The sequence below is a fragment of the Sinorhizobium sp. 6-70 genome, assembly GCF_030124375.1.
GTDB lineage: Bacteria > Pseudomonadota > Alphaproteobacteria > Rhizobiales > Rhizobiaceae > Sinorhizobium.
The window spans coordinates 737,383-743,620 of record NZ_JASKLS010000002.1 but is presented as its reverse complement, the minus strand read 5'-3'; the positions used below and the strand labels follow the sequence as shown (position 1 = coordinate 743,620).

The window sequence follows — 6,238 nt, the reverse complement described above, 5'->3', positions numbered from 1 at the left end:
ATCTCGACCAGATGACGGAGGAGAAATGACGGCCTTGTGTGAGGTGCTCGAACGCATCGCCATTGATGCCGGCGAGGCGATCCTTGGTGTCTACGACGCCGGTCCTAGTGTCTGTTACAAGGACGATCAGTCCCCCGTTACCGAGGCGGACGAACGAGCCGAGGTCATCATCCTCGAACGGCTCTTGCGCTTTTTCCCCCGTGTTCCGGTGATCGCGGAAGAGGCGGTCGCCTGCGGCAAGGTTCCCGACATCAGCGGCGGTTCCTTCTTTCTGGTCGACCCCCTGGATGGCACGAAGGAGTTCATCAATCGACGGAATGACTTCACCGTCAATATCGCGCTGATAGAGCGGGACGTCCCGGTTGCTGGCATCGTCTATGCGCCGGCCCAGCGTTGTGCCTATGTGGCAGCCGACGGCAGGGCCGAGAAACTGCTTTTCGGCAACGATGGCACGATCGAGAAACGGGAAACGATAAGGGTCAGGCCGAGGGGTACGGTGCTGACGGCCGTTGCCAGCCGCTCGCACAGCAGTTCCGAAACCGAGGCATTTCTAGTCGGGCATGGCGTCAAGGATTGCATGTCCATCGGGTCTTCGCTGAAGTTCTGCCTCGTTGCCGAAGGTAAGGCCGATGTCTATCCGCGCTTTGGCCGCACGATGGAGTGGGATACGGCCGCCGGCGACGCGGTCCTCAGGGCCGCGGGCGGTTCGGTCGTTCGCCTGAACGGCTCACAGCTGGCCTACGGCAAGAGGATGCAGGCGGATGACTGCGATTTCGCAAATCCGCATTTCATTGCCTGGGCGAAATGCCCCTCGGCGCTGTGAAGTTCAGGCCGCGCGACATCGGGCTCGGTGACGGTTTCGCGATGGCAGCCGGCTGTAGCGGCGCCCCCGGCATAATTTTTTCGCCAAGTCAATGGCGATGCGGCGCAATTGATGGTAGTGCCCCGGTAACTTTTGCGTTGACGAGGTGAAAGGCTTCGTTCAGTCTCGGGCTTTAAGATCATCGACGCCTCGAAGAACTTTCGCATTAAAGTTTGGTGCTGACACGAATTTTCGAAAGCACCGACATTTGGATGAGTGTCAACCCGATCGCCCAAAGGCTATTTTCATTCGTGCGAGAGTTGACGGCGCGCTTTCGGTTTTCTTTCAATGAAATGCTTATTTGGCCAGGAGGGACTCACCCAGTCGGTGACAGCCCGTTACCTGCCACACGAGATCCCAACTTGATCGGCGCATTGATGGCCACGTTCTTGAAGTACTTGCGATGTGCGGACTTGCAGGGCTGATAAATTACAGGCGCGGTCAGCGCGACGAATTGGCCGCCATCTTGCGGCAGATGGCGTCTGCCTTGGCGCATCGCGGACCTGACGATGCCGGCATATGGCTCGATCAGGACAACCGCGTCGGGCTTTGTCACCGCCGGTTGTCGATCATCGACCTCTCCCCGTTAGGGGCCCAGCCGATGCAATCCGCCAGCGGCCGGTACTCCATTGTCTACAACGGCGAGGTCTATGGATTTCTCGAACTGCGTGATGAACTGGAGGCACGCGGCTCCCGCTTTCGCGGACATTCCGACACCGAAATCCTGCTGGAGGCCATCGAGGTCTATGGCTTGGAAGGTGCATTGCGCCGCTGCAACGGCATGTTCGCCTTCGCTCTTTACGACAAGGTGGAGCGGAAGGTCCTGTTTGCGCGTGATCGAATGGGGGAAAAGCCGCTTTACATAGGCGTGAACGACGGCGCTGTCGCCTTCGGATCCGAACTGAAGAGTCTCAGAAAGCATCCAGCCTTTGCCCATCCGGAATTGGATCGCGATGCCCTGGCGCTTTATCTCCGGCACAATTACGTGCCGACGCCCTATACGATATACCGCGGTATCTTCAAGCTGCCGCATGGCTGCTGGCTGAGCATTTCCGTTGATGAACCACCGGCCTCCATGGCTGCGGCTCTGGGATCGGTCCGACCTTATTGGGATGCCTTCGAGGTCGTGGAGCGAGGCTATGCCGATCGGATCGAGTCTGCGGAAGAGGCCCTGCTTCTTCTCGACAACACGCTGAAAGCGGCTGTTCGCGAACGCATCGTCTCCGATGTGCCGGTCGGCGTCTTGCTCTCCAGCGGCATCGACTCATCCCTGGTGTCGGCGGTCATGCAGGAAGTGTCGCCGACACCTGTCAAGACTTACACCGTTCGCTTCCTGGAAGAGGACTACAACGAGGCGGATGCGGCGGCGGAGGTGGCGGCTTATCTGAAGACGGACCATACGGAAATCACGGCCGAGCCCGAAACCGCCTTCGGAATCATTTCCAGTTTGCCGGATATCTATGACGAGCCTTTCGCCGATCCGTCGCAAATCCCGACCTTGATGGTCGCGAAGCTCGCGCGAAAGACCGTGACGGTCGCACTTTCCGGCGATGGTGGCGACGAATTTTTCGGTGGCTACAAGCGCTACCAGCAGATGATGGCATTCGATCGCCTTGCCAAGACAATGCCTTCGGTCGCCCTTCACGCAGCAAGAGGCGCACCGGACTGGTTGCTCGATATAGCATCAAGCCTTGGTCGATCGATGATTGCCGCACCGCTTCGGGACGAGGTGACCGGCGGTCGCCTCCGAAGACTCGCGGAACTGCTGCAGATCCAGGATCCAGACGACCGGTATTTGAACTTCGTGTCCCAATGGACCCGTCCAACCGATGTGGTGCTGGGCGGAAAGGAACCGAGCACGGCGTTCTCGTCGAAGAGAATTCCCGGTGGTCTCGGCTCGGTCGACAGAATGATGTTTTGCGACATGGTCGCGTATCTTCCCGACAATATCCTCGTGAAGGTCGATCGCGCGTCGATGGCCGTCGGACTTGAGATGCGGACGCCGCTGCTTGATTATCGGTTCATAGAATTGGCATGGCGGTCTCCGCGGACACTTTGCTTCGCAGACAACCATAGCAAGCCGGCGCTGCGCAAACTGCTGTCGCGACGGCTGCCCGACAAGCTCATCAGTGCCAACAAGCGGGGTTTCGGCGTGCCCTTGAACGCCTGGCTGCGAGGCCCATTGCGTGAATGGGCCAGCGACATGCTATCGCCATCCCGCATGCGCCGCGACGGGATGTTCAAGGTCGAGCCGATACTGAGCCGTTGGAAGGCGCATCTTTCAGGGAACCGCGACTGGGGGCCGCAACTCTGGACGGTGCTGATGTTCAATGCCTGGCTTGAACGGTGGATGGGTCTTTAGAGCAATTCCAGGAAAAGTGTGTAACGGTTTTCCGTCCGGAATTGCGTAGTTTCAAAGAGTTAGACCAAGTCACTGTTTCAATGAAACAATGAAATGATCTAGAGGATACGATCCGTTTGGCGGCGCAAAAGCTGTTGTTTGAAGCTGCCCGCTATGGCGAGAGCTGCAGGCAATCGCCATCGGCCGTGATGTTTTCCACGCACGTCAACACTTGGAGAGCCGTGCGTTCGTACGAACACATGGCTCTCCAATACTCTGGTTCTAGGCGAGTTTCACGCCTTCACCGATACCACTTGAAAGTGGAATGCTTTAGAAAGCTGCCCGGCTGTGCATCAGTGCCGACGCGGAATACAGCGACGGGCCCGTCGGCTTACGCGAAAATGAAGTCCGCGCTGCTGAAGCTCGACACGCTCAGGTGGTTGGAGGGATCATCGATGAGCACCGAAATGGTGCCGCCCGAGCCGTGTCCCTTAATCAGGATATCGCCGCCGGACGTTTCGTAGGCGTACACCGTACCTGCCGCGCCTGAGTTCGAATACTTCGTTATCCCGAGGTTTTCGAGCACGAGGCGATCAACACCGTCCTGGAAGTCCATGACGGTATCCTGCCCGGAATAGGCGGCCGCTCCCTTGAAGGCGAAGCGGTCGGCATCAGCACCGCCCCAGAGGATGTCCGCGCCGGCTTCGCTGATGATCGTGTCCTGGCCTGCGTCACCGTGGATCGTGTCATTGCCGTCGCCGCCATAGAAGCGATCGTTTCCGATGCCGCCCCAAAGGATGTCGGCGCCGGCTTCGCCGCTAATGCTGTCGTCGCCGGCGTCGCCGTAAGCCACATCGTTGCCGCCGCCGACTTCGATCTTGTCGTTGCCGTTTCCGCCATGGGCCTCGTCGATGCCGATCTCGGAATCGAGGACGTCATTGCCGTCGCCGCCGTCGAGGTAGTTGTTGCCATCGCCGCCGTCGACCTTGTCGTGGCCGATGCCGCCGTAAACCCGGTCGTTGCCTGACTGGCCCTTCAGCGCGTCATCACCGCCTTCGCCGTAGATCGTGTCGTTGCCCGCACCGCCGCTGACAGCCTGCTGGGTCAACTTGCCGGTCGCAGGATCGATGCGGTTGTTGAAGCCGTCATTGCCGTCGCCGGCATAGATGATGTCGTCGCCGAGGCCGGCGTCGATCCATTCCTCGCCAGCGCCACCGTAGATCTTGTCGTTGCCGGCATCGCCCTGGAAATGATCGTGGCCGTCGCCGCCTTCCATGATGTCGTGGCCGTCACCACCCTCGAGGATGTCGTTTCCGAGGCCGCCGAGCATCCTGTCGTCGCCGGCGCCGCCGTCAAAGCTGTCATTGCCGTCGCCCCCGTCGGCGTAATCGTTGCCGATCGACATTTTGAAGAAGTCGTTACCGAGCCCACCGTAGAAAGTGTCGTTGCCGGCACCACCGTCGAGGTAATCGTTTCCGGCGTAACCCCAAATGAAGTCGTCACCATCGTATCCATTGATGGTGTCCACGGAATTCGTGCCATAGAGCTTGTTAGCCGCGCTGGTTCCGTTGATAGCCATAAATAACTCCTCTAGCTGTTAGCGGGGGGAGCGGGTAAAGTCGGAATAAGGCACAAAGGTGTCCCGCGACCGATCTAAATAGTATGGCGTTGATCTGATTAAGGAAAAATTTGAATATCCGTTCGGACGCGAAATTTATATCGCGGATTCAACCGATTATCGGAATTGGCGGCGAGCGGAGTTACCTTTTTGGGTGGCGGGCTAATGTTCCTTCGCCGGCGATTTATTATCATAATTCGGCGCCCGACCTATTTGTAAGCTCCCAGAAAATTTGAATATTTTCGTTCGATCGCGGCGAGCGTGTATTCGCTCTCGATGCGTTCGCGGGCGTTGCGAGCATAGCGCGCATATTCATTCGGGGCGAGATCGAGGATTGCACACATCGCCTCGGCGAGGGCGTCGGGATTGCGAGCCGGCACGGCGATTCCGGCGTTTCCCGCGACGACGGCGGCATCACCGACATTCGTGGTGACGATCGGTTTGGAATAGCTCATCGCCTCGGCGATGACGTTGGGGAAGCCCTCTGTCCTGGATGACAGGACCAGGAGATCGATGCCGCGGTAAAAGCCGGCCATATCGGAGACCTCGCCTCTGAGATCTATCGACTGGGGAGGAAGCCCTGCTTCCGCCATCAGCTTCATGACCTCCGGATTGTCGCGGGAAAGCCCGAAGCCGGCGGCCGCAAAGGTCGCCTGCGGGTGCGTCTCAAGCACACGAGCGGCCGCGCGGAAGAATGTGGCGTGGTCCTTTTGTGGGTGGAAGCGGCCCGCGATACCGATCCGCCTGGCAGACGTCGCCTCGCCGGCAACGAGCGGCGGCAGTTCGAAGCCGTTTGGAATGACCGCGACGTGACGATTGTGGTAGCCGTAAGCCTCATGCAGGTCACGGGCGCGCGAACTGTTGTAGATCACGCCGGATGCCCTGGCCGATAGCAGCCGGCCCGCAGCGATCGCGATGCGCGAACTGCGGGACAGGCAAGCAGGATCGTCGAGCGATTGCCGAATGTTCCAGAACACGGGCGTCCGGGTGCGTGCAATGCGCGCCGCGATCGTGCCGGCGATCATCGCGTGATACATCCAGCACAGAATGACGTCGGGTTCTTCCTTGCGGATCAGTTTCGCAAGCTTGACCAGGGCGCCGGGCAGGCCGGCAGGGGATGCAGCCCCCAGCGGCGCGTAAACGACCCTGGGATTGTCGGCGAGACCGCGGTTCCGTTCCGATATGCCACGCAGAGAGGCAACGACGATGCGTTCATCGCTGGAGATCTTGAGCAGTCGTGCCAGCATCGTCTCGGCGCCCGCGCTGGCCGTGAAATTGGTGATGACATGCATGATCATGGCGGCGACCTTGTTGGCGCAGCCTGTTCACTCCCTGGAAGCTGGCTCGTTCGACTTGGCGGACCGGGCCATCCGGAGAGGTCCAGTCGGGCTTTGATGCACCAGGGGCGGGGGAGCGG

Annotated in this window: 4 protein-coding genes; 2 read left to right on the top strand and 2 right to left on the bottom strand. The window is 59.6% G+C overall.

Translation table 11 applies throughout. From position 1 onward, the window contains the following. The first annotated feature begins 25 nt into the window (after nucleotides 1–25). Both cysQ and asnB read left to right on the top strand, forming a co-directional pair. Nucleotides 26–823, top strand: a complete 798-nt coding sequence (gene cysQ / locus QN222_RS07090) for a 3'(2'),5'-bisphosphate nucleotidase CysQ (RefSeq protein ID WP_283964636.1) — start codon at nucleotides 26–28, stop codon at nucleotides 821–823. A gap of 442 nt (nucleotides 824–1,265) precedes the next feature. Continuing rightward, nucleotides 1,266–3,224, top strand: a complete 1,959-nt coding sequence (gene asnB, locus QN222_RS07085) for an asparagine synthase (glutamine-hydrolyzing) (protein WP_283964635.1) — start codon at nucleotides 1,266–1,268, stop codon at nucleotides 3,222–3,224. Nucleotides 3,225–3,594: 370 nt separating this feature from the next. Here asnB and QN222_RS07080 read toward each other — a convergent pair whose 3' ends face one another. Further along, on the bottom strand, nucleotides 3,595–4,782 hold the full coding sequence (locus QN222_RS07080; RefSeq protein WP_283964634.1) for a calcium-binding protein: 1,188 nt from the start codon (nucleotides 4,780–4,782) through the stop codon (nucleotides 3,595–3,597). Nucleotides 4,783–5,030: 248 nt separating this feature from the next. Beyond that, nucleotides 5,031–6,119, bottom strand: coding sequence for a glycosyltransferase (locus QN222_RS07075; RefSeq protein ID WP_283964633.1), 1,089 nt, complete (start codon nucleotides 6,117–6,119; stop codon nucleotides 5,031–5,033). Between the last annotated feature and the right edge of the window lie 119 nt (nucleotides 6,120–6,238).